At 68.0% G+C, this 20576-nt stretch carries 15 protein-coding genes; 8 read left to right on the top strand and 7 right to left on the bottom strand.

What is annotated here, in order from left to right; genetic code table 11:
• Position 1 precedes the first annotated feature (1 nt).
• Positions 2 to 5287: a DNA repair ATPase gene (locus U2P90_RS07895; RefSeq protein ID WP_322474486.1), complete on the top strand. Its 5286-nt coding sequence runs from the start codon at positions 2 to 4 to the stop codon at positions 5285 to 5287.
• A 41-nt stretch (positions 5288 to 5328) separates the two neighbouring features.
• Here the strand turns inward: U2P90_RS07895 and U2P90_RS07890 are convergent, their stop codons facing one another.
• Complete coding sequence (locus tag U2P90_RS07890; RefSeq protein ID WP_322474485.1) at positions 5329 to 5973, bottom strand: uridine kinase family protein; 645 nt, start codon at positions 5971 to 5973, stop codon at positions 5329 to 5331.
• An 83-nt stretch (positions 5974 to 6056) separates the two neighbouring features.
• Here U2P90_RS07890 and U2P90_RS07885 point away from each other — a divergent pair, with 83 nt between their 5' ends.
• Entirely contained in the window at positions 6057 to 6608 is a 552-nt protein-coding gene (locus U2P90_RS07885; protein ID WP_322474484.1) for a Uma2 family endonuclease, read from the top strand.
• 253 nt (positions 6609 to 6861) lie between these two features.
• Here U2P90_RS07885 and U2P90_RS07880 read toward each other — a convergent pair whose 3' ends face one another.
• From U2P90_RS07880 to acnA, 3 genes are read right to left on the bottom strand one after another with little or no spacing between them, the layout of a single operon-like run.
• Complete coding sequence (locus tag U2P90_RS07880) at positions 6862 to 7575, bottom strand: HEPN domain-containing protein (protein WP_322474483.1); 714 nt, start codon at positions 7573 to 7575, stop codon at positions 6862 to 6864.
• Positions 7576 to 7579: 4 nt separating this feature from the next.
• The gene (locus U2P90_RS07875) at positions 7580 to 8740 is read right to left on the bottom strand and encodes a DUF262 domain-containing protein (protein WP_322474482.1); all 1161 of its coding nucleotides are present in this window, start codon (positions 8738 to 8740) and stop codon (positions 7580 to 7582) included.
• A 48-nt stretch (positions 8741 to 8788) separates the two neighbouring features.
• Positions 8789 to 11500 carry an aconitate hydratase AcnA gene (gene acnA / locus U2P90_RS07870; protein ID WP_322474481.1) on the bottom strand — a complete coding sequence of 904 codons (2712 nt, stop codon included), beginning with the start codon at positions 11498 to 11500 and terminating at the stop codon, positions 8789 to 8791.
• A gap of 284 nt (positions 11501 to 11784) precedes the next feature.
• On the opposite strand from acnA, the gene U2P90_RS07865 reads away from it, so the two are divergent.
• A complete protein-coding gene (locus tag U2P90_RS07865) occupies positions 11785 to 12627 on the top strand; it encodes a hypothetical protein (protein WP_322474480.1) in 843 nt (280 codons plus the stop codon).
• A gap of 76 nt (positions 12628 to 12703) precedes the next feature.
• On the opposite strand, the gene U2P90_RS07860 is transcribed toward U2P90_RS07865, so the two are convergent.
• Entirely contained in the window at positions 12704 to 13537 is an 834-nt protein-coding gene (locus tag U2P90_RS07860) for a hypothetical protein (protein ID WP_322474479.1), read from the bottom strand.
• Between the two features lie 99 nt (positions 13538 to 13636).
• Between U2P90_RS07860 and U2P90_RS07855 the strand changes: the two genes are divergently transcribed.
• From U2P90_RS07855 to U2P90_RS07835, 5 genes are all read left to right on the top strand, one after another.
• Positions 13637 to 14422 (top strand): DUF664 domain-containing protein, encoded by a 786-nt coding sequence (locus tag U2P90_RS07855; protein WP_322474478.1) that lies wholly within the window; start codon positions 13637 to 13639, stop codon positions 14420 to 14422.
• Positions 14423 to 14448: 26 nt separating this feature from the next.
• Entirely contained in the window at positions 14449 to 15279 is an 831-nt protein-coding gene (locus U2P90_RS07850; RefSeq protein WP_322474477.1) for a CoA transferase, read from the top strand.
• Positions 15280 to 15401: 122 nt separating this feature from the next.
• Positions 15402 to 17327 carry a heavy metal translocating P-type ATPase gene (locus tag U2P90_RS07845; protein WP_322474476.1) on the top strand — a complete coding sequence of 642 codons (1926 nt, stop codon included), beginning with the start codon at positions 15402 to 15404 and terminating at the stop codon, positions 17325 to 17327.
• A gap of 91 nt (positions 17328 to 17418) precedes the next feature.
• Entirely contained in the window at positions 17419 to 17892 is a 474-nt protein-coding gene (locus U2P90_RS07840; RefSeq protein ID WP_322474475.1) for a heme-binding domain-containing protein, read from the top strand.
• Between the two features lie 146 nt (positions 17893 to 18038).
• Positions 18039 to 18368, top strand: coding sequence for a hypothetical protein (locus U2P90_RS07835; RefSeq protein ID WP_322474474.1), 330 nt, complete (start codon positions 18039 to 18041; stop codon positions 18366 to 18368).
• A 45-nt stretch (positions 18369 to 18413) separates the two neighbouring features.
• On the opposite strand, the gene U2P90_RS07830 is transcribed toward U2P90_RS07835, so the two are convergent.
• On the bottom strand, positions 18414 to 19490 hold the full coding sequence (locus U2P90_RS07830; RefSeq protein WP_322474473.1) for a type III polyketide synthase: 1077 nt from the start codon (positions 19488 to 19490) through the stop codon (positions 18414 to 18416).
• Between the two features lie 110 nt (positions 19491 to 19600).
• A complete protein-coding gene (locus U2P90_RS07825; protein WP_322474472.1) occupies positions 19601 to 20503 on the bottom strand; it encodes an aldo/keto reductase in 903 nt (300 codons plus the stop codon).
• Positions 20504 to 20576: the final 73 nt, after the last annotated feature.

Raw genomic sequence — 20576 nt, 5'->3', positions numbered from 1 at the left:
CATGACCGAACCGACCGCCCCACCCGCCGCGACCCCCGCCCCCGAGGCCGCCACCGACCAGGCCGTGGCGCAGGGCGGCGCGTACGAGGTGCTGCGCCGGCGGCTGAGCGCCCTGGCCGAGCGGGTGCAGGGCGTGGCGGACGACCTGAACGCCCGCCGGATCGCGGAGTTCGGCCGCAGCGGCATGACCCTGGCGGGCCGCGTACGCATCCGCACCGAGCACAACAGCGTGGGCCGCGACATCGTGGGCGTGGGCGACATGCTGTGCTTCGGCTTCAACGTGTTCCTGGGCCTCAAGGCGCAGACGCGCCGGGAGGACGTGTTCGCCCTGCACCGCCTGGTCGAGGTGGACGGCGGGTACGACGTGCAGCCGGTGGAGCTGGCCGGGTCGTTCCTGGCCGACCCCACCTTCGTGCGGGATTTCGAGGAGCTGTACGCGTATTACAAGGACGCGCGGCTGCTGCAGCTGACCGTGCAGGGCGGGTGGCTGCTCGCGGCGTTCCAGATCGGGGCGCGCAGCAGCGACATGCGGGTGTTCCGCTGGTCGCTGCCGGCGGCGGGCGGCGCGTCGTACGTGGACGCCCGCGGCGAGCGGGAGCTCGCGCCGCCCGCACCCTTCGACTTCGAGTGGGTGCGGGCCGGGCGCGAGCTGGAGGTGAGCGGCCGGCACCCGCACCTGAACATCCTGGACACGCTGTTCGTGGAGACGAGCGGCGGCGACCTGACGGTGAAGATCGAGAACAACACCGAGACCGGGCAGGGGATCTACGCCGAGCCGGTCGAGGACACCACGCAGTCGCTCGACGACGCCCGCTTCGAGTACGCGCGCGTGGGCTCGCTGATCCTGCTGCGGGTGCTGCCGTACCGCGAGACGGTGTGGCGCGGGCTGGTGTACAACACCGTCACGCGGCGGGTGGTGCGGCTGGACGCGATCACGCAGGCGTGCATCCAGCTTCCGGAGGATCACGGGATCATCTTCCCCGGCGGGTACTACCTGCAGGGCGGTGAGCACCGCGCCTTCGACGCGGCCATGCAGGGGATGGCGTTCCGGCGGGCGCTGCGTTCGCCGAACGGCGAGGACGTGCTGTACGAATTCTACGAGCGCGAGAGCGGGCGGTCGGCGCTGTTCGTGTACAACGTGATCCGCCGCGAGCTGGGCAGTCCGCTGTTCGCGCACGGCTGCGCCACGCTGCCGGACGGCCGCATGGTGCTGTTCCACGCCGAGGGCGACGAGGCCACCCGCGTGCACCAGATGCAGGTGTGGCACACGCCCTTCGTGAGTGACGAGTTCGCCGCGGCGCGCCCGCCCGCCGCGACGTTCCTGGGCCGGGTGGGCAACGCGGAACTCGTGCGCGGCGTGTCCGACCTGTACGACCTCGCGCGGAGCATGGCGCACCCGGACGTGTCGGCCGAGCGCTACGCCCGCCTGACCGCCGCGACGCGCCGCCTGCCCGAGACGCACCACTGGTTCACCGCCCCCGACGTGGGCGACCTGGGCGGGCTGCTGCACGAGGTCACCGCGACCGGCGAGGCGGTGCTCGACGAGTTCGAGAAGGTGCAGGCGATCCGCGCGGCCTCGGAGGCGGCGCTCGCGGAGGTCACGGCGGCGCAGCGCTCGCTGCTGGGGCGCGTGCAGCCGGAGGCGTGGACGCGCATCCAGGAGTTCGTGGACGTGCTGGGGGAACTGTCGGCCCTGCGCGGCCGGCTGCTGACGGTGCGCGAGCGCCGCTACGTGGACACGGACGCCATCGACGCCCTGACGGCCGCCGTGCAGGACGCCCACGCGCGCACGGGCGCGGCGACCGGCGCGTTCCTCGCGGGGCCCCGGGCCCTCGCGCCGCTGGGCGAGGAGCTGAGCACCGTGGAGGCCCGTGCCGGGGCCGCCGGGACGGCCCGTGAGCTGGGGGCGGAGCTGGAGGCACTGGGGCGGCTGTCGGGGCAGCTCGACACCCTCTCGGAGCTGCTGTCGTCGCTGCCGGCCGAGGACGCCACGCAGCGCACCGCGGTCGTGGAAACGATCTCGGCGCTGTACGCCCGCGTGAACGGCGCGCGCGCCCGCACCGAGCAGCGCCGCCGCAGCCTGGGCTCGGCCGAGGCGGTGGCGGGCTTCGCCGCGCAGCTGGGGCTGTACGGGCAGGCGGTGACGGGCGCGCTGGCGCTGGCGACCACGCCCGAACGCGCCGACGAGCAGCTCGCGCGGCTGCTGGTCACGCTGGAGGAACTGGAGGGGCAGTTCGGCGAGCACGAGGACTTCCTGCCGGACATCCTCGCGAAGCGCGAGGAGACGCTGGAACTGCTGGGCGCGCACCGGCAGGCGCTGCTCGACGACCGCCAGCGCCGCGCGCAGGCCCTGGCCGACGCCGCCGCGCGCATCCTGGAGGGCCTGGGCCGCCGCACCGAGCGCCTGGGCACGCCCGACGAGCTGAACGCCTTCTTCGCGGGCGATCCGCTGATCCTGAAGCTGCGCGACCTCGCCGGCCGCCTGCGCGACCTGAAGGACAGCGTGAAGGCCGACGACCTCGAGGCCCGCCTGACCGCCGCGCGCGACCAGGCCGTGCGCGCCCAGCGCGACCGCGCCGAGCTGTTCGAGGGCGGCGGCGCGGTGATCCGCCTGGGCCCGCGCCACCGCTTCAGCGTGAACACCCAGCCCCTCGACCTGACGCTGCTGCCGCGCCCGGACGGCCTCGCGGTGCACCTGACCGGCACCGAGTACCTCGAACCCCTGCGCAACCCCGCCCTGGACGGCCAGCGGGCGCTGTGGGGAGCCACGGTGGAGTCCGAGTCGCCGGAGGTGCCGCGCGCCGAGTACCTCGCGGGCGAGCTGCTGCGCGCCGCCGAGACCGGCGAGGGCGGCCTGGGCGTGGACGCCCTGACCCGTGCGAGCGCCGACCCGGCCGCGTGGGCGCGCACCATGCGCGAGTTCGCCGCGCCGCGCTACCGCGAGGGCTACGAGACCGGCATCCACGACCACGACGCCGCGCTGATCCTGCGGGCCCTGCTGCCGCTGCGCCGCGCCGCCGGCCCGCTGGTGTGGCCGCCCCGCGCCCGCGCCCTGGCCGCCTTGTACTGGGCCGACCCGGGAGCCGACCCCGGAGCCGATCACGCCGCGTGGGCCGCGCGGATCGCCAGCGCCCACGCCATGCGCGAGCTGTTCGGCCACGCCTCCGCCCTGGACGACGCCACCGCCGACCTGGGCGCGGCCATCGCGGCCCACGCTGGGGCGCGGGGCCTGCCGCACACGCCCGCCGACGTGCACCACGCCGCCGCGTCCCTGGTGGGCGAGCTGCACGCGCCGCAGCCGGTCATCGGTTTCACGCGCGCCGCCGCCGAGCTGCGCGCGGCGCTGGAGGCCCGCCTGGACGCCGCGGGGCAGCGGGACGGCTTCCGCGCGGCGCTGGCCGGACTGGAGGGCGACCCCGCCGGACGCTGGGCGCTCGTGACGCACTGGCTGGACGCGCTGGCCGCCACGCCCGAGTTCGCGGCCCGCGCGCGCTTCGTGCCGGAGGCCGCCGCGCTGCTGCTGTGCGGCGACGCCCTGCGCCACGAGATCCGCGACGTGACCCTGGACGCCCGCGTGGAGGGCCTGCTGTCCGAACACCCCCGCATCGTGGGCGGCACGCTTGACATGGCCGTGGACGACACCCTGGCCCGCCTGGACGTGCACCGCCGCGAGTTCGTGCCCGCGTTCCGCGCGTTCCACACGGCCCGGCAGGACGTGATCCGCCACGAGCGCGAGGCCCTGCGCCTGGACGAGTTCCGCGCGCGGCCCCTGACGTCGTTCGTGCGCAACCGCCTCATCAACGACGTGTACCTGCCGCTGATCGGCGACAACCTCGCCAAGCAGATGGGCACCGCCGGGGAGGGCAAGCGCAGCGACCTGATGGGCCTGCTGATGCTGATCTCACCGCCCGGCTACGGCAAGACCACCCTGATGGAGTACGTGGCGAACCGCCTGGGCCTCGTCTTCATGAAGATTGGCGGCCCGGCGCTGGGGCACGGGGTGCGCTCGCTCGACCCGGCGCAGGCCCCGGACGCGACCAGCCGGCAGGAACTGGAGAAACTGAACCTCGCGCTGGAGATGGGCAACAACGTCATGCTGTACGTGGACGACATCCAGCACACGCACCCGGAGTTCCTGCAGAAGTTCATCTCCCTGACCGACGGCACCCGCCGCATCGAGGGCGTGTGGCGCGGCGGCACGAAGACCTACGACCTGCGCGGCCGCAAGTTCGCGGTCGTCATGGCCGGCAACCCCTACACCGAGTCCGGCGAGGTCTTCCGCGTGCCGGACATGCTCGCCAACCGCGCCGACATCTACAACCTCGGCGACGTGCTGGGCGGCGTGGAGGACGCGTTCCTGCTCAGCTACATCGAGAACAGCCTGACGAGCAACCCCGTCCTGGCCCCCCTGGCCACCCGCGACCTGAACGACGTGTACACCCTGGTCGACCGCGCGCTGGGCCGCGACACGACCGGCCGCCCCCTGAGCCACACGTACTCCGCCGCCGAGGCCGCCGAACTGATCGCCACCCTGCAGCGCGTGATCCGCGTGCGCGACGTGCTGGCCCGCGTGAACGCCGCGTACATCGCCAGCGCCGCGCAGGCCGACGCGTACCGCACCGAACCGCCCTTCCGCCTGCAGGGCAGCTACCGCAACATGACCAAACTCGCCGAGAAGGTCTCCCCCGTCATGAACGACGCGGAACTCGACCAGCTCATCACCGACCACTACCGCGGCGAGGCGCAGCTCCTCACGACCGGCGCGGAGGAGAACCTGCTCAAGCTGGCCGAACTGCGCGGCACCCTGACCCCCGTGGAGGCCGAGCGCTGGGCGCAGATCCGGGCGGACTACCTGCGCCACCGCCGCATGGGCAGCGCCGACACCGACACCGGGCAGCGCATGGTCGCGCAGCTCGCCGACATCGCCAGCGGCCTCCAGGGCCTCGGCCACGCGCCCGCCGCCCCGCCGCCCGAGGCCCTCGCCGACGCGCTGGGCCACACCCTGGGCCCCGTGCTCGCCGACCTCTCCGGGGCCCTGCACGCCCTCGCGCAGGCCCGGCCCGAACCCACGCCCCTCCCCCCGCCCCCACCCGCACCGCCCAGCGACCTGCCGGACGCCCTGCGCGCCAGCATCGAGCCGCTCGTCGCGTCCATCGCCGCGTCGGCCGGACGGCAGGATCAGGTGAACGCCGCGATCCTGCACCTCGTCGACGCCATCCTCAAACGGCAGACGTACCTCAAGACGCCCACGCCACCCCGCCCCGGCGTGGGCCGCAGCGAGGACTGACCGCGGTCTTCCGACCCCGGGCGGAGCGCACGCCCCGGCCCTCACCTCCCGGCGGACACCACCACCTGCTCCGCCGGATCATGGGCCACCCCGGGCGCACCCGTCGCCACCGTGTCTGCCCGCTCCCACGGCCGTTCCCGCGCAAAGAAGGGGAACTCCTCGGCCATCCACTCGTCCCAGAACGTCAGGGCCTCCGGCGTGCCCCCGTCCCGCACCATGGCCCGCGCCTTCGCCTGTCCGGTGTCCGTCTGCACCCACACCACCACGTCCGTCCACGGCATCAGCTCGCGCCGGGCCGCGCCGCTGCCCTCCACGACCAGCAGCGGGCACCCGGCCGGCACCACCACCGCGCCCTCGCGACCCCGCGCGTCCCACGCCGGGGGCCGGTACTGCACGGCCTGTCCGGCGTGGACGGGCACCAGCACACCATCCCGCAGCAGGTTCGCCCAGTCGAAGAACGCGTGGTGCCACGCGAGGTCGTCCGTGTGCACCACCGCCGCCCCCGGCACCGCCCGCGCGAGTGCCGCCGCAAACGTGGACTTCCCGCTGCCCCCACGCCCGTCCACCGCCACCACCCCCGGCCGCAGGCCCGGCGCGGGGAGCTTCGCCCGCCACGACTCCAGCAGCGACGTCGCGGGCATGGCCGTCCACGGCCCGAAGGCCGGTTCTTCCGGTGGCAGGAGCATGGGGCGCAGCGTACAGGACGGGAAACGAGCGGGGTCGCTGAGGAGCGTTCCAAGGAGGGACGAAGCGCAGGTACACTCAATCCATGACGGAATCCGCCTTCCGCACCATGACCGAGGAGGAATACCTCCGCTGGAACGGGCCGCGCGACGGCAAGTGGGAGTTCGTGGACGGCTTCGTGTACGCCCAGGCTGGGGCGAGCCGACCCCACAACCGCATCTCCACCAACATCCAACGCGTGTTCCTGCCAGCGACCGACAACGGTTCATGCTGGACGCACGTCAGCGACCTGAAAGTCCGCGTGTACCGCGACAGCAGACCGCGGTATTACCTGCCGGACATTGTCGTGGTGTGCGATCCGGATTCGACCGGAGACGTCGAGACCGCACCATGTCTGATCGTGGAGATCCTGAGCGCCAGCACCCGCGCCGTGGACGAGTCGTTCAAGGCCAGCGACTACCGCCGCCTAGGCAGCCTCCAGGGCTACCTGCTCGTGGACAGCGAGGCGCGCGGCGTCGAGTTCCACCGCCGCGTGGGCGACGACTGGCAGATCGAGGTGGTCGAGGAGAGCGTTGACCTGCCATGTTTGAGCGTGACGCTCCGCGTGGATGACATCTACCGGGGCGTCGAGGTGTGACCCAGGCCGGGCAGGATTAGGGCAGCCACCCGCGCCGCCCGCCTGTACACCCGCAGCAGCGAAGGCTGGAGCGAGGAATATGCCGAAGGCAGGGGATGTTTGTGGTGCCATGCGTTAACGTTGGGATGTCACTGAATTTTGTTTATGAAGCGAACGCTTAATCATCTTACTCCACATCGAAGGTATACTTAAAATCGACAGTCTTTATATGTTAAGCAAAAACTAATTTAATAGTTATGCATAAATAATAAAACTATGGTTTTTGAGCCGAAAGAACAATTGCTTCACAATGTTTATCCAGCAAAGTATTTAGAGCTTCGCTTAGATTTTCGGCGAACTGTCTAAATTGCAGCACATCTGCTCTTGGTATGCCACCAGATTTAGCAGAATGGGCAACGATATTCCTTACTTTTATTAGCGAATCAAGTTTATCTTTAATATAAGTTTCTGCCACCGGCGTAGTTGTAATAGTTTCATAAATTGGCTTGATTTGAGCGAAAGGATCAATGATTCCCAAGTTCTTCAGCATTTCACTGACAGTATCAGGATTCGGATTTCCGCCTGTATTAGAAAATGCCAAAGGATCAAGCCGGTTGGCTGCAATATCTATGGCCGCCGTGTGGATATCATCTATTCTATCTTCCCTCTTCTTTCCATCGTATCCATTTCCCCTTGTCGCGTATTGCAATGTAAGAAAATAGTGGCTTGTTAAGAGTTTTATAGGCAGTCTTTTAAAGTCATATGTCCTATGGTCGGACATATGAGTATTTATGTATTTTACCGCCTCTTGAACACGTAGTTTTACATAATCTTCAAATGCTGCTACCGTAAGTACAACGGCGGCACCGCGCAGTGCTGCTACTTTCTCAATATCGGCCATAGGAGGCGGATCTTGATGTGTATTTTCTAAACCAATTAGAGCGTCAACCAATGCGATGCCCTCGCGTAGAGATGCAGCAGCACCCATCTATCTAACCAGCCTCAGTAATCATATCAATGACACGTTCGATCCTCTCGATGAAGTAAGATGGTATTGCAGCATTAATATTCTTTTGAAAATCGACATCGTTGAAGAGATCTTGCATACCAAGGACGATTTTCTCACGATTATCTTCTAAATATTCTAATGGAAACTTATCAACCGCAATCATTTGTGCATCGTACAAAGCGGCAATTATCGGTGCCCTCCATTTCCCCGTGGACTGATTCCACCTTCGAAAAGCATTTTCACCAAATACAATTTCAATCTTATTGACACTCTCAATAAATCTCCTCCTCATAGATTCAATTTTTTGATCATCCAAATGTCTAAATTCAGCCATATATTCATCCATCGTCCGTGCCACACCACCTCTGAATTTTTTCCAGTTGTCAACAAATGTGAAAAATCGGAGTACAAGTTCGGCATCCTTCATTTCTTTATATATTGTAGATTTGCTTTTGGCCGTGATCCTTAACAATCTATGGAATTTTGCATCTTCGCTGAGGTCTAAAATAAGATCGTTTAATGATCCAGTGAATGTACTGTTCCTAAGTTCTTGCGCGTTTAATTTGACGCCCCCAGTATTAAGTCTTTCAAATACCTCAAATTTAATATCAGGATCCGATTGACGTAAGATGATTATCGCGCGCAATGTCGGTCGAGTGGTAATCACCGTTTGCAGATCTTCAGGAAACTCGGAAAATTTCTTACCATTCAGTTCAGAGAAGACGTATAAACCTTTGATATCGAAGCGGTCATTCAAGAAGTCGGATATCGCGGTTAACCTCTGTTTCCCATCAATCACACTATACTTTCCATAAGTGTCCTCATTTAGAAATATAGGTGGTATAGGAACATTCATCAACAATGACTCTATAAGCCTTGACTTTCTTAGATCATCCCATCTAAATCTCCGTTGGTATTTAGGCTTAAGATCAATCATTTGCTTCCGTATTAATGTATCTAACGTGTCCAAGTTATAATCAACTACGCTTGTAACTATCTCCTTCTGCTTCTCCTCCCACAGAATAATTGGCTTTTTATCGTCCTTCAGCTCTATGAATGCACTATCATCATATAAAAGTATTTCCCTAGTCACCTCATACCCCCTATGCGAAAGTCCAAAATAAACACGGTAAGCTTTGAACATCAAAAGCTTACCGCAAGCCGAAATTTTTACAAGCAGGTTTGCTACTGCTTACGCCTTGACTTCGTTCCCCTTCGCCAGAATGCCGCGCAGCACGGTCTGGAGAATGCCGCCGTTCTTGTAGTAGTCGATCTCGACGGGCGTGTCGATGCGGCACTGCACGGTGATCTCGCGGGTGGCCCCGTTCTGCGGCGTGACGCGCACGACGACGTCCTGGCGGGGCTTGAGGTCGCCGGGCAGGATCACGTCGAAGGTCTCGTCGCCGGTGATACCCAGGCTGTCGGCAGTGTCGCCGTTCTTGTACTGCAGGGGCAGGACGCCCATGCCGACGAGGTTGCTGCGGTGGATGCGTTCGAAGCTCTCGGCGATGACGGCCTTGACGCCCAGCAGGAAGGTGCCCTTGGCGGCCCAGTCGCGGCTGCTGCCCATGCCGTAGTCCTTCCCGGCGAAGATGACCAGCGGGATGTTGCTGGCCTTGTAGTTCACGCTGGCGTCGTAGATGCTGCTGACCTGCCCGGTGGTGTAGTCGGTGGTGAAGCCGCCTTCGGTGCCGGGGGCGAGCTGGTTCTTCAGGCGGATGTTGGCGAACGTGCCGCGCGTCATGATGCGGTCGTTGCCGCGGCGGCTGCCGTAGGAGTTGAAGTCCTTGGGCGCGATGCCGCGCTCGGCGAGGAACTTCCCGGCGGGCGTGTCGGCCTTGAAGGAACCGGCGGGGCTGATGTGGTCGGTGGTGACGCTGTCGCCGACCTTCACCAGCGCGCGGGCTCCCTCGATGCTGACGATGTCGCTGGGGCCGCCGGCGAGGTTGTCGAAGAAGGGCGGGTTCTGGATGTACGTGCTGTCTTCCTTCCAGTCGAACAGCGCGCCCTCGGCGACGGGAATGGCGTTCCAGTCCTGGTTGCTCTTCTCGATGCCGTCGTAGACCTTGCGGAACATCTCGGCGTTGATCGCGCCGTCCATGACGGTCTGGATCTCACTGGCGGTGGGCCAGATGTCGCGCAGGTACACCGGCTGGCCGTCCTTGCCGGTGCCGATGGGGTCGTTGACGATGTCGTTCACGACCGTGCCGGCCAGCGCGTAGGCGACGACCAGCGGGGGGCTGGCGAGGTAGTTCGCGCGGATGTGCGGGTTCACGCGCCCCTCGAAGTTGCGGTTACCCGAGAGCACGCTGGCGGCCACGAGGTCGCCTTCCTGGATGGCCTGCACGACGGGTTCGGGCAGCGGGCCGCTGTTGCCGATGCAGGTCATGCAGCCGTAGCCGACGGTGTTGAAGCCGATCTGGTCGAGGTACGTCTGGAGGCCCGCGGCTTCCAGGTACTCGGTGACGACGCGGCTGCCGGGCGCGAGGCTGGTCTTGACCCACGGCTGGCTCTTCAGGCCCAGTTCGATGGCCTTCTTGGCGACGAGGCCCGCGGCGATCAGCACGCTGGGGTTGCTGGTGTTCGTGCAGGACGTGATGCTGGCCAGGGTGACGGCCCCGTGCCCGATCTTGAGGTCGGTGCCGCCGATGGTGCCCTGCGCGTCCAGCTTGTCGCTGCTCAGCTCGAAGCCGCGGCCCTTGACGGGCGCGGTGAGCGCGTCGGCGAACACGGTGTGCATGTCGCTCAGGTTCACGCGATCCTGCGGGCGCTTGGGGCCGGCAAGGCTGGGGACGATGGTGCCCAGGTCGAGTTCGATGGTGTCCGTGAACACGGGGTCGGGCGTCTCGTCGGTGCGGAACATGCCCTGGGCCTTGTAGTAGGACTCGACCAACTCGATCTCGTCTTCCAGGCGGCCGGTGCGGCGCAGGTAGCGCAGCGCCTCGTCGTCCACGGGGAAGAAGCCCATGGTCGCGCCGTACTCGGGGGCCATGTTGGCGATCGTGGCGCGGTCGGGCAGGGTCATGTTGCTCAGGCCCGCGCCGTAGAACTCGACGAACTTGCCCACCACGCCCTTCTGGCGCAGCATCTCGGTCACGCGCAGCGCGAGGTCGGTGGCGGTCGCGCCCTCGGGCATCGCGCCCGTGATCTTGAAGCCGATCACCTCGGGCATGAGCATGTAGATGGGCTGGCCCAGCATGACGGCCTCGGCCTCGATCCCGCCGACGCCCCAGCCGACGATGCCAAGGCCGTTGATCATGGTGGTGTGGCTGTCCGTGCCCACCAGGCTGTCGGGGTACACGACGACGCCGTCGTCCTCGGGGCGGCTCTGCACGCCCTTGGCGAGGTACTCGAGGTTGACCTGGTGCACGATGCCGCTGGCGGGCGGCACGACGCCGAAGTTGTCGAAGGCCTGCTGGCCCCAGCGCAGGAACTCGTAGCGCTCACGGTTGCGCTCGAATTCCAGGGCCATGTTGTTCGCCAGGGCGAAGTCCGTGCCGAACTCGTCCACCTGCACGGAGTGGTCGATGACCAGATCCACCGGGATCAGCGGGTTGATCTTGCTGGGGTCGCCGCCGAGTTTGACCATCGCGCTGCGCATGGCGGCGAGGTCGACGACGGCAGGCACACCCGTGAAGTCCTGCAGGATCACGCGGGCGGGCTTGAAGGGAATCTCGACTTCCTCGTTCTTCGGGCTCCACCCGGCGACGGTGGTGACGTCCTCGCGGCGCACGTCATAGTCGTTCGCCTCGCGCAGCACGCTCTCGAGCAGCACCCTGATCGACACCGGCAGTGTGCTGATGTCGTGGCCCTGGTCAGCCAGTTTGTGCAGGTTGTAGAAATACAGTTTCTGACCGGACTTCGTGGTGAGCGTGTCACGCGCACCGAACAGATTCATCGCCATGATGGAACTCCTCCTCGCCCTGCGGGTCGCGTCGGGCTTTTTTGCCTACCCATCATAAGCCTCCCCCACGTGTGGAAGGGCGTTACCCGCACAGGCACGAGTGGACAGGATGCGTAACCACTATAGGGACAACACTCTGCCCTCTGCCCTCTGCCCTCTGCCCTCTGCCCTCTGCCCTCTGCCCTCTGCCCTCTGCCCTCTGCCCTCTGCCCTCCGCCCTCTGCCCTCTGCCCTCTGCCCTCTGGTAGCCTTCGCCCCACATCCCACCCGACGAGGTTCCCGCCATGACCATGCCGACCCCCGCCCGACCCGACCAGCTCCAGCCCCACGAGCGCGCCCGCATGGACGCCCTGGAACGCACCGTCCGCGACGGCCTGCGCGACTTCCAGCGCACCGGCGAGGCCCTCGCCCAGATCCGCGACAACCACCTGTACCGCGTGGCCTTCGAGAGCTTCGAGGAGTATCTGGAACAGCGCTGGGGCTTCACGCGCACGCAGGCCGGCCGCCTGATCGACGCCGCCGAAACTGCAAAGGTACTTGAGCCCCTGGGCATCACCCCGCAGAGCGAGCGGCAGGCCCGCGCACTCAAGCCTGCCGCGAAGATCCTGACGGAGCTGGAGCCCGAGCAGCAGCGCGTCGTGGGCCGCCTGATCGAGGCCGCCGCGCAGGCCGCGGACGACGACGTGCCGTGGGACGCCTCCGCCCACCCCGCCGAGGTGCGGATCATGGCGAACGTCGTGCAGAAGCTCACGCCCGACACCACCGTCCACCACCCGGACAGCGGCGACGAGGTGCCCTTCGAGACCCTGAGCCCCCGCGAGCGGGACGAGGTCATCCGCACGCACGTCGACCAGAAGACCCAGGCGTACCGCGAGAAGCAGGAGGCGAAGGCAAACAAGGCCCCCGTCGAGAACGTGAACTGGACGGACTGGTGCGTGAACTACGCCGCGCAGGCCCTCGGGCCGGGGCAGCGCATCGAGATCGTCGTGGAACGCGACGGCAGCGGCAGCGCCCGCGCCCAGGCGAGGGTCGTGGACGCCACGACCGGCGAGGTGTTTGCCGAGGGGCAGGGCGCACCGTTTCTCAAGAAGGCGGTGCTGAACCTCGTGGCAGAGGTCAAGGGGTAGGCGGAAAAAGCCAACGGCATGTCTTCGGAACCCTGCATCGGTAAGGTTGGCCGGCCAGTCATCTTCAACCTCTCACCTACGGCCTGGTCACCCACGCCTCCTGCGGAGCGCGATCCACGTCCGTCCACCCGATGACACGCCGTGCCCCGAGTGAAGGCCGTATCTCTGCTTCGTCACCAGCCATCGGCTCGTTTCCCCCGAAGTGCTCGGCGCGATCCACCATCAGGTACCGTCGCGGGAAGAGATACTCGCCTACGGAGTGGTCGAAGAAGCGTTCGTACCAGCACGTGACGCCCTCGAAGCTGACGGTACCGTTCAGCGGCCCATCCCAGTAGTCCTCGAAGGTCAAGTCCTCCAGCCGGGTAGGCTCGATCGGCCGGAGGCGATCAAAGTCAGGATCGTCCAGGAACTCGGCGTACGTCACCGCCCGCCACTTCGCACGTGCCAGGAGGGCAACTTCCCACGCCGCGTGAAACTGCCGGACGTCGATGGACTGCTGGATGCCGTTGCCCTCACCGAGTGGGACGTCCGACAGGGGAATGTCCAGAGAGCACAAGAACGCACCGTGATAGAGATCGTGGTTCACCTGCCGGTGCGCCTTCCCTTCCACATATTCGATGTACCTCACCAGGGAGTCCGCGGGGTCGGCCGGCAGCCGGCGCATGTAGGACGTTGCGCGTGTGCCCCGCTGTTCCCAGCGCATCGGCATGATCCGTGGGCGGGTGGTGATCTCGTTCACCAGCCACCGCCGCTCTTCCGGTGTGAGCGGCCACGTGGCCCCCGTCCGCTCGTTGACCAGGGCATACCCGTCGCCGCTGCGGGGATCAGACGCGTCGCGGATGTGCCACGCCCAGCCCGGATTCGAGCCGTCCCACAGACACGCGAACCTGTCCTGCCAGTCGTCCTGCATGCTCCATGCTAGCCGGGGGCTGTCCCTTCCACAGCCCGTCTCCGGCGCAGCGGAAGGGCGGCGAGCCACCGCCCGCCGCTCCTCCGCTACCCTTTTCCCATGCCTGACCTGCTCCTCTCCGACCGGCCCGGTTTCACGCCCATGATCTCGCGGCTGGTCGGGATGATGGACTATGCGCGGGCCACGACGCTCCAGGCCGTGCAGGGAATGAGCGTGGAGGAACTCGACCTGATCCCGCCGGAGTTCGGGAACAGCGCGGGCATGCTGCTGGAGCATTTCGCGGCGGTGGAGCGGATCTACCAGCTGATCAGCACGGATCATCCCGATCCGGACGCCGCGCTGGAGGCGAGGTGGTGGCCGGGCCTGAACCTGGGCGAGCAGGGCCGCGAAACGATCCGGGGCCGGCCGCTGGGGCAGTACCTGACGCAGCTGCGTGAGGTGCGCGCGGAGACGCTGCGGATCTTCGCCGAAAAAGACGACGGGTGGCTGGACGAGCCGCTGCCCTTCTGGGGCACGACCGGGAACCGGCACTTCATGTGGTTCCACGTGCTGGAGGACGAGGTCAACCACCGGGGGCAGATCCGGCTGATCCACAAATTCATTCCGCGGCTGCGGGATCGCGGGATGCTGGGCGCGGGCTTCGATGCGGCGGGGCCGGACGGCCTGGGCCTGCGCTGCACGGTGGTCTACCCGGAGAGCCCGGCGGCCGTGGCGGGGCTGCGGGCGGGCGACGTGGTGCTGGCCTACGACGGGCAGGACGTGACGGGCACGCTGTTCGACGAGCTGCCGCTGGCGCAGGCGGCGGGCGTGGGCAGCACGTTCCGGGTGCAGCGGGAGGACGGCCCGCGGGACATCCGCGTGACGCGCGTGGCCCGGCCCGGCTGACACGCCGTTCGGGGCACAATGGGGGCATGCCCGGCCCGCTGCAAGGCTTTACGGTCGTCACCCTCGCGCTGAACGTGCCCGGCCCGGTGGCGGCGGCGAGCTTGCGGGACGACGGGGCGCGGGTGGTGAAGGTGGAACCCCCGGCGGGCGATCCGCTGTCGTGGATGGCCCCTGCGTGGTACGCGGAGCTGCACAGGGACGTGGACGTGCGGACGCTGCACCTCAAGACGCCGGAGGGTCTGACGGAGCTGCTGAACGTGCTGGCGGACGCAGACGTGCTGCTCACGTCGTTCCGGCCGTCCGCGCTGGGGCGGCTGGGGCTGGGGCCGGACATGCTCTCGGCGCACTACCCGCGGCTGTGCCGGGTGCAGGTGGTGGGCGACAGCCGCGCGCCGGAGGAGCCGGGCCACGACCTGACGTACCAGGTCATGGCGGGGCTGGTCGATCCGGCCGCGCCGGTCATGCCGCGCACGCTGCTGGCCGACATGCTGGGCAGCCGGGAGGCGTACGCGGCGGCGCTGGCCCTGCTGCTGGGCCGCGAGCGCGGGTCGGCGGAGCGGGTGCGGGTGGTGGGGCTGGGCGACGCGGCGCGCTTCGCGGCGCTGCCGTTCACGGTGGGCCTGACGGCGGGGGGCGGGGTGCTGTCGGGCGCGCAGGACATCTACCGGCTGTATCGCACGGCGGACGGGTGGGTGGCGGCGGCCCCGCTGGAGGCGCGGTTCGCGCAGCGCTGGGCGGAGGTGATCGGGCCGGACGCGGTGGCGACCATCGCCACGCGGCCGACGGCGCACTGGTTGGCCGTGGCGCGGGCGAACGATCTGCCGGTGGTCGAACTGGCGGCAAAACCATCGTCCTGACCGTGCGTTAATCCGACTTCTCCGCTCCGGTTCGTGCGTTGAGTCCGGGGGGCGGGGGGAGTAGACTGAGCTTATTGAGAATTATTCCTGTTAAGCCCGTTCCCCCCACTCCAGGAGCTTCCGTGACCACCTCCACCCCCGCGACCCTCCCCCGCGCCGAGGCCCCCGCCTCCGGACGCTTCGTCCTGACGCCCCAGCTCCGCACCGCCGTCACCCTGACCGCCCTCACGCTGCTGGGCCTGCTCGTCGGGCTGGTGGGCGAGTACGTGCTGCGCGTGCCGGCCGTCATGTGGGGGGGCTTTCTCGTCGCGTACCTCGCGGGCGGCATCCCCGCCGGGCGCGAGGCGCTGCACTCGCTGTTCGTGGAGAAAAAGCTGGATGTCGACCTGCTGATGGTGCTCGCCGCGCTGGGGGCCGCGAGCATCGGGCAGGCGGCCGACGGCGCGATCCTGCTGTTCCTGTTCAGCCTGAGCAACACCCTGCAGGACTGGGCGATGGGCCGCACGAAGAACGCCATCCAGGCGCTCATGGATCTGAACCCCGAGGGCGCGACCGTCCGCCGGGACGGCGTGGAGAAATGGTGCGCGCTCGGCGAGATCCGCATCGGCGACCTGCTCGTGGTCAAGCCCGGCGAGCGCATCGCCGCCGACGCCCGCGTGGTGCGGGGCAACACCAGCGTGGACGAGAGCCCCATCACGGGCGAGAGCGTGCCCATCGACAAGGCGGTCGGCGCGGCGCTCGCGTCGGGCACCGTGAACCTGAACGGCAGCGTGGAGGCCGAGGTCACGCGCCCCGCCGGTGAGAGCACCCTGGCTCGGCTGGTCTCCCTGATGGAGGAGGCGCAGACGCAGAAGAGCCGCACCGAGAGCGTCACCGAGCGCTGGGAGAGCCCCTACGCCCTGATCGTGCTCGTGAGCGTGCCGCTCGTGTACGCGCTGCTCCGCTACGGGTTCGGGCTGGGCGTGGACGTGGCGTGGTACCGCGCCATGACCTTCATGGTGGTCGCCTCGCCCTGCGCGGTCGTGATCTCCACGCCCGCCGTGATGCTCTCGGCCATGGCCGCCGCCGCCCGCCACGGCGTGCTGTTCAAGAGCTCGGCGGCGCTGGACGCGCTGGCGGGCGTGCAGACGGTCGCCTTCGACAAGACCGGCACCCTGACCCAGGCGAAGATGACCCTCACGCAGATCGTGGCCGACGACGAGGGGGCCGCGCTGTCGCTGGCCGCCGGGCTGGAGGGCCACAGCGAGCACCCCATCGCGCAGGCGGTCGTGACGGCCGCCCGCGCGCGCGGCGTGACCCCCGAGCCCGTGCAGGACGCGCAGGCGATCCCCGGGCACGGCATCGCGGCGGTGGACGGCCGCGGCGAGCGCGTGTGGGCCGGGAACCTGCGGCTCGCGCAGCGCGAGGGGGCCGCGCTGACGCCAGGGCAGCAGGCGGCGCTCGCGACCCTCAGTGCCCAGGGCTCCTCCACCGTGATCGTCGGGCGGGGACGCACGGTGCTGGGGGTCATGGGCGTGGCCGACGCGCTGCGCCCCGGCATCGCCGACGCCATCCGCGGCCTGCGGGACGCGGGCATCGCGCACCCCGTCATGCTCACCGGCGACAAGCGCGAGGTCGCGCAGACCGTGGCGGCCAGCGTGGGCCTGACCGAGTTCCGCGCGGAACTGCTGCCCGAGGACAAGCTGCGCATCATCGGGGAACTGCCGGGCCCCGTGGCGATGGTCGGGGACGGCGTGAACGACGCGCCCGCCCTGGCGCGCGCCGACCTGGGCGTGGCGGTCGCGTCCGGCACGGACGTCGCCATCGAGAGCGCGGACGTGGTGCTCATGCGCAGCGACCTCGGGAAGCTGGCGGGCGCGGTGCGGCTGGCCCGCGCGGCGCGGCGCACCGTGATCATCAATCTCGCCTTCGCGTTCGGGATCATCCTGATCGTGGCCCCGCTGGCGGTGGCCGGGAAGGTGCCGCTGCCGCTGGGCGTGGTCGCGCACGAGGGCGGCACGGTGTTCGTGGTGTTCATGGGCCTGCGCCTGCTCGCGCGGCGGCTGTGACAACCCTCAGCGTTCGCCCAGCGCCCCTTCACCCGGCCCGGGCGGGAATGTGCGGGAATCGGGGCATGCCCACGCCCGCCGGAGGACTGCCATGCGCCTGAACCGAACCCGCCGATCCCTGCTGCCCCGAATCCTGCTTGGCCTGGTCGCCGCGTTCGTGCTGATCCAGCTCGTGCCGTACGGCCGCGCGCACAGCAACCCGCCCGTGACCGCCACGCCCGCGTGGAGCGACCCCGACACCAGGGCGCTGTTCGCCCGCGCGTGCGCCGACTGCCACAGCCACGCGACCGTGTGGCCGTGGTACTCCAACGTGGCCCCCGTGTCGTGGCTGCTCACGCGGCACGTGGAGGAGGGCCGCAGCAAGTTCAACGCGAGCGTCCCGGGCTTCGGCCGCGAAGCGCGCGAGGCGGCCGAGCAGGTGGAGTCCGGCAGGATGCCCGACCGCTCCTATCTGCCCCTGCACCCCGAAGCCCGGCTCAGCGCAGCGGAGCGGACACAGCTCTCCGAGGGTCTGGCGCTGACCTTCGGCCGGGACGAGGATCGAGGGGAGCAGGACGGCAACTGACGCGGCCAGGGCGGGCGGACGCCACGGCCTGGGACAAGCCGCAAGCTCTCATAAACGCCCGCCCACCGAAAGCCAACGGGGCGGGGGGTACGCTTGGCGGGCAGACACAACACGCGCCCCGACCGCGGGAGCAGGGAGGCTGGATCATGGGAGAAGGCAAGCCGAGCAGCGAGGCCCACGCAAACGTCTCGCAGGACACCATCAACGACCAGTCGCAGTGGAACACGGGCACGCCGAAGAATCCCGGCGATCCGGCCACGACCGGTCAGTACACGGGCGTGAGCGACGCGAATGCCGATGCCGGGGCCGACACGTCCCAGGCACAGCAGGTGAGTTCCACGACCGATCCCCGCCCCGCCGCCAATGACGGCCAGGACGCCAATCCCAGCACCTACGGCGGCATGAAGGACGGGATGCCCGCCAGCGGCGCGGCCACCAACCCCGACAAGACCGTGGACGGCGACCAGGGCGCGTAAACGCACCGGATCAGAGGGGCAAGTCCAGTGTGACTTGCCCCTCTCCTATTCGCCGGGAAATTCCAGCAGCACGTGTTCCGCGCTGAAGCCCGGCCCCATGGCGCTCAGGACGGCGCGGCCGGCGGGACGATCCCGCAGTGTCTCGGCCAGGACGAACAGGACGGTTACGCTGCTCATGTTGCCGAAATCGCGCAGCACTTGGCGGCTGGCGTCCAGTGCCCCGGCGGGCAGGCTCAGGGCCTCCTCGTAGGCGGCGAGCACCTTCACGCCGCCGGGATGCACCACGAAGCGCGTCACGCTGTCCCGGCACCACCCATGCGCGGCCAGCGCCTCCTGCACGTTCTCCCGCATCATGCCGCGCACCAGGGTGGGAATGTCACGGGAGAAGCGCACCTTCAGGCCGTCGTCCACGACATCCCAGCCCATGATGTCCTCGCTGTGCTCGATCAGGGTGGAGTACGCGCCGCAGAGTGCCGCCAGTGGGGGCGGGCCGGGCACGTCCGGCGCGGTGATGACAAGGGCCGCGCCACCGTCCGAGAACAGGGCGGTGCCCACAAAGTTGCTCTTGGATTCGTCGCCCTTCACGAGGGTCAGCGAGCATAGCTCCACCGCCACATACAGCACGCGGCGGAAGCCGGCCCGCACCAGATCGGCCGCCCGCGCCAGCCCGGCCGCACCGCCCGCGCAGCCCAGGCCCCACACCGGCAGCCGCGCCGCGTGTGGATTGATCCCCAGGAAGCCGATCAGGTCGGCATCCAGACTGGGGGTGCTCAGGCCACTGGTGGTCACGACCACCACGGCATCGACCTCGGCGGGCGCGATCTGGGCCTGGGCCAGCGCCTCGGCCCCCAGCCGCCGGATCAGGGCCCGCGCCTCCCCGATGAACACGTCATTCTTCTCGCCGAAGCTGCGCGGTTGGAGATACCACGCCAGCGGCCGGGCCAGGGCACGGGTGTCGATCTGGGCGTTGTCGAACACATCCAGCAGCTGTGGGCGGGCCGCCAGACGCGGAAACAGCGTGCGGGCCGCCTCGCGGATCTCGGTCTGCGGGGTGTGGTGGGGCGGGGTACCGGTCACCAGGGCACGGATGACCGGCACACGGGAAGGAGTCATGCCGGGCATTCTGCCGTCCGCACGGTGGACGCAACCGTACCACGAGGTTCAGTCGGCCCCGCAGGGCAGGGAAACGCCCCTCCACGCAGGGCGCAGAGGGGCGTACCGGGGCGGCATGCTCAGCTCTGCTGGCTGTCCTTCGCCCACTCGGCCTTCCCGACCTCGTCCAGCGAGTGGAAGTCCTCGTCGGAGAGATCCACGTTGGCGGCGGCGACATTCTCCTCGAGGTGCTTCACCTTGCTTGTGCCGGGGATGGGCAGCATGACCGGGCTGCGGCGCAGCACCCACGCCAGGGCCACCTGCGACGGGCTGGCGTTCACGCGCTTCGCGACCTCGGCGAGCACGCTGCCCTCCCTGGCCAGACTGCCGGCGGCCAGCGGGAACCACGGGATGAAGCCGATGGTCTCCCGCTCGCAGTAGTCCAGCACGTCCTCGGACTTGCGGTTGACGAGGTTGTAGAGGTTCTGGACGGTGGCGACGGGGAACACCTGCCGGGCGGCCTCGATCTCCTCGACACTGACCTCCGAGAGTCCAGCGTGGCGGATCACGCCCTCGTCCATGAGTTCACGGATCGCGCCGAACTGCTCCTCACGGGGTACCTTGGGGTCGATCCGGTGCAGCTGCCACAGGTCGATGACCTCGACCCCCAGCCGGCGGCGGGAGATGTACGCCTGCTGCTTGAGGTACTCGGGGCGACCGACCGGCGTCCACACGTCCGGGCCGGTGCGCGTCAGGCCGCCCTTGGTGGCGACCACGACCGAGTCGTAGGGATGCAGGGCCTCGCGGATCAGTTCCTCACTGACGGCCGGGCCGTAGGAGTCGGCGGTGTCGATGAAGTTCACGCCCAGTTCCGGCAGGCGTCGCAGCGTGGCGAGCGAGCCCTCCCGGTCGGCGGGATCGCCCCAGATGCCGTCGCCGGTGATGCGCATGGCGCCGTAGCCCAGGCGGTTCACGCTCAGGTCGCCGCCGATCTGGAAGGTGCCGCTCTGCGCGGCGTTCAGGGATGCGGTGGTGTTGGTCATGGGTGATGCCTCCGGGCGGCATTCTGCGCCCGTGTCTGCGGCCGTGCCCCCCCCGGTTCCTGAACGTCCCTTC

This window comes from Deinococcus sp. AB2017081 (assembly GCF_034440735.1).
Taxonomy (GTDB): domain Bacteria; phylum Deinococcota; class Deinococci; order Deinococcales; family Deinococcaceae; genus Deinococcus; species Deinococcus rufus.
The sequence above is the reverse complement of the archived record's forward strand: the minus strand, read 5'-3'. Positions and strand labels throughout refer to the sequence as shown.

Coding starts and splice junctions, on each gene's coding strand:
- U2P90_RS07855 (WP_322474478.1), top strand. CDS start 13,637: ATGCCTGACCTGCTCCTCTCCGACCGGCCCGGTTTCACGCCCATGATC.
- U2P90_RS07850 (WP_322474477.1), top strand. CDS start 14,449: ATGCCCGGCCCGCTGCAAGGCTTTACGGTCGTCACCCTCGCGCTGAAC.
- U2P90_RS07880 (WP_322474483.1), bottom strand. CDS start 7,575: ATGGGTGCTGCTGCATCTCTACGCGAGGGCATCGCATTGGTTGACGCT.
- acnA (WP_322474481.1), bottom strand. CDS start 11,500: ATGGCGATGAATCTGTTCGGTGCGCGTGACACGCTCACCACGAAGTCC.
- U2P90_RS07840 (WP_322474475.1), top strand. CDS start 17,419: ATGCGCCTGAACCGAACCCGCCGATCCCTGCTGCCCCGAATCCTGCTT.
- U2P90_RS07825 (WP_322474472.1), bottom strand. CDS start 20,503: ATGACCAACACCACCGCATCCCTGAACGCCGCGCAGAGCGGCACCTTC.
- U2P90_RS07895 (WP_322474486.1), top strand. CDS start 2: ATGACCGAACCGACCGCCCCACCCGCCGCGACCCCCGCCCCCGAGGCC.
- U2P90_RS07890 (WP_322474485.1), bottom strand. CDS start 5,973: ATGCTCCTGCCACCGGAAGAACCGGCCTTCGGGCCGTGGACGGCCATG.
- U2P90_RS07830 (WP_322474473.1), bottom strand. CDS start 19,490: ATGCCCGGCATGACTCCTTCCCGTGTGCCGGTCATCCGTGCCCTGGTG.
- U2P90_RS07835 (WP_322474474.1), top strand. CDS start 18,039: ATGGGAGAAGGCAAGCCGAGCAGCGAGGCCCACGCAAACGTCTCGCAG.
- U2P90_RS07860 (WP_322474479.1), bottom strand. CDS start 13,537: ATGCAGGACGACTGGCAGGACAGGTTCGCGTGTCTGTGGGACGGCTCG.
- U2P90_RS07865 (WP_322474480.1), top strand. CDS start 11,785: ATGACCATGCCGACCCCCGCCCGACCCGACCAGCTCCAGCCCCACGAG.
- U2P90_RS07875 (WP_322474482.1), bottom strand. CDS start 8,740: ATGTTCAAAGCTTACCGTGTTTATTTTGGACTTTCGCATAGGGGGTAT.
- U2P90_RS07885 (WP_322474484.1), top strand. CDS start 6,057: ATGACGGAATCCGCCTTCCGCACCATGACCGAGGAGGAATACCTCCGC.